The sequence below is a fragment of the Trebonia sp. genome (assembly GCF_049794275.1).
GTDB lineage: Bacteria > Actinomycetota > Actinomycetes > Streptosporangiales > Streptosporangiaceae > Trebonia.
In genome coordinates this window covers 1-2,006 of sequence record NZ_JBARCR010001030.1, presented here as the reverse complement: position 1 = coordinate 2,006, position 2,006 = coordinate 1, and the positions used below count along the sequence as shown (strand labels likewise).

Genomic DNA, 2,006 nt, shown 5'->3' with positions numbered 1-2,006 from the left:
TCCAAGCTCGAGCTGCACTACCCGCGGAGCCACCCGTCGCCGATCGAGTGCTGCGGGTCCATCGCGGACTTCAACCGGGCCACCTCGAAGCTCACCGTGTACATGACCACCCAGGCGCCGCACATCATCCGGGCCGCGGTCGCGCTGGTAGCCGAGCTGCCCGAGCACATGATCCGGATCATCTCCCCGGACATCGGCGGCGGTTTCGGCAACAAGGTGCCGGTCTACCCGGGGTACGTCTGCTCGATCCTGGCCTCGATCCTGCTGGAGCGGCCGGTCAAGTGGATCGAGGACAAGTCGGGCAACCTCATCTCCACTGGTTTCGCGCGGGACGTCTATCTCAAGGGCGAGATGGCGCTGCGCCGTGACGGAAAGATCCTCGGCGTCCGGATGCACACCGACGCCGATCACGGCGCCTTCTTCTCCGACGCGCAGCCGAGCAAGTTCAAGATCGGCCTGATGCACTCGGCGTTCGCCGCCTACGACATCCCCGCCGCGCACCTGACGGCGCGCGGCGTGTACACGAACAAGGCGCCGGGCGGCGTGGCGTACCGGTGCTCGTTCCGGGTCACCGAGGCGATGTTCTTCCAGGAGCGCATGGTCCAGGCGGCGGCCGACGACCTGGGGATGGATCAGGCGGCGTTCCGCCGGATGAACTTCGTGCGGGACGACGACTTCCCGCACCGGACGCCGTTCGGCTTCCTCACCGACTCCGGCCAGTACGCCAAGTGCCTGGACGTCGGCCTCAAGGCGATCGACTACGAGAATTTCAGGGCAGAGCAGGCGGCGGCCCGCCAGCGCGGCCGGCTGCTCGGCCTCGGCATCTCCACGATGACCGAGCCGCTCGGCGCGGGCAACAGCCGCGAGTACGACATCCTCGGCATCAAGATGTTCGACTCCGCCGATCTCAAGGTGCACATGACGGGCAAGGCGATCCTCCGCACCGGGGCGAAGTCCCAGGGGCAGGGCCACGAGACGACCTGGGCGCAGATCGTCGCGCACGAGCTGGGTATTCCGGCCGACGACGTGGTCGTCGAGGAAGGCGACACCGACACCGCGCCGTTCGGGATGGGCACTTACGCGTCCAGGTCCACGCCGGTCGCCGGGGCGGCCGTCGCCATGGTGTCCCGCAAGATCCGGGCTAAGGCCCGCAAGCTGGCGGCGCACCTGCTCGAGGTGTCCGAGGAAGACGTCGAGTGGGAGCTCGGCCGGTTCTACGTGCGCAGCTCGCCGGGCCGGGGCGTGACCATCCAGGAATGCGCGATGGCCGCGTACAGCAACATGCCGGACGGCATGGAGCCGGGGCTTGAGAACACCGCGTATTACGACCCGCCGAACCTCACCTGGCCGTTCGCCGTTTACATCGTCACGGTCGAGGTCGACCCGGAGACCGGCGTCTGGGACGTGCTGCGGATGGTCGCCGTCGACGACTGCGGCGTGCGGATCAATCCGATGATCGTCGAGGGCCAGATCATGGGCGGGCTGACCGAGGCCTACGCCATGGCCAACATGCAGTTCATCACCTTCGACGCCGAGGGCAACTGCGTGGGCTCCAACTACATGGACTACCTGCTGCCCACGGCCTGGGAGACGCCCGGCTTCGAGCTGCACAGCGAGGTCGTGACCCCGTGCCCGCACCACCCGATCGGAGCCAAGGGCATCGGCGAGTGCGCCGCGGTGGGCGGCCCGGCCGCCTTCGTCAACGCGGTCATAGACGCGCTGTCCGGCACCGGCGTCCGCAACATCGACATGCCGCTGCTCCCGGACCGGGTGTGGGAGGCGATCACCTACCGCCGTGACGTCTCCGGCGCCCCGCCGATGCGGTCGGACGACTGAGCGGGCGGAGCGAGCATGGAAGGCATGGACGTCCTGGAGGAGATGGGTGAGCTGACCCGGCGCGGGCAGGCGTTCGCGCTCGCGACCGTGGTCTGGCGCCAGCCTCCGTCATCCAGCCAACCCGGCGCGCGCGCGGTCATCACCGCCGACGGCGAGCTGCGCGGCTGGAT

2 protein-coding genes are annotated in these 2,006 nt (G+C 68.7%); both read left to right on the top strand.

Going from position 1 to position 2,006, the window contains the following annotated elements:
- Positions 1–1,836: molybdopterin cofactor-binding domain-containing protein (locus WA805_RS25870; protein ID WP_425243648.1), on the top strand; the 1,836-nt coding region annotated here is incomplete at its 5' end.
- A 15-nt stretch (positions 1,837–1,851) separates the two neighbouring features.
- Positions 1,852–2,006, top strand: a 155-nt coding sequence (locus WA805_RS25865) for an XdhC family protein (protein ID WP_425243649.1), incomplete at its 3' end; no start/stop codon positions are given.